1 protein-coding gene and 1 pseudogene are annotated in these 232 nt (G+C 74.1%); both read left to right on the top strand.

Annotation, left to right across the window (positions count from 1 at the left end; genetic code table 11):
* Positions 1 to 126 (top strand): annotated as a pseudogene (gene recR, locus ACTFO6_RS20020) (recombination mediator RecR); the annotation flags it as partial.
* Positions 126 to 232 (top strand): S4 domain-containing protein (locus ACTFO6_RS20015; protein ID WP_439936020.1); only part of this gene is annotated, 107 nt, incomplete at its 3' end. The pseudogene recR and the gene ACTFO6_RS20015, both read left to right, overlap by 1 nt.

Genomic DNA, 232 nt, shown 5'->3' with positions numbered 1-232 from the left:
GAGCTGCTGCGCGGCCACGGGCTCAAGATCACCCGCATCGCCCGAGGACTGCACGTGGGCGGGGAGCTGGAACACGTGGACGCGGGGACGCTCGCCCAGGCGGTGCGGGAGTGGCGGGGCCTCTGATGGCGGGCGCGGCCCAGGGGGAACGGCTGCAGAAGGTCCTGGCCCGGGCGGGCTTCGGGTCCCGCCGGGAGATCGAGGAATGGATCCGCCAGGGACGGGTGAGCGT

The organism is Pelomicrobium sp. G1 (genome assembly GCF_051905455.1).
Lineage (GTDB): Bacteria > Pseudomonadota > Gammaproteobacteria > Burkholderiales > UBA6910 > Pelomicrobium.
Note: the sequence above shows the minus strand (reverse complement) of the source record. Positions and strands in the feature narration are given on the sequence as shown.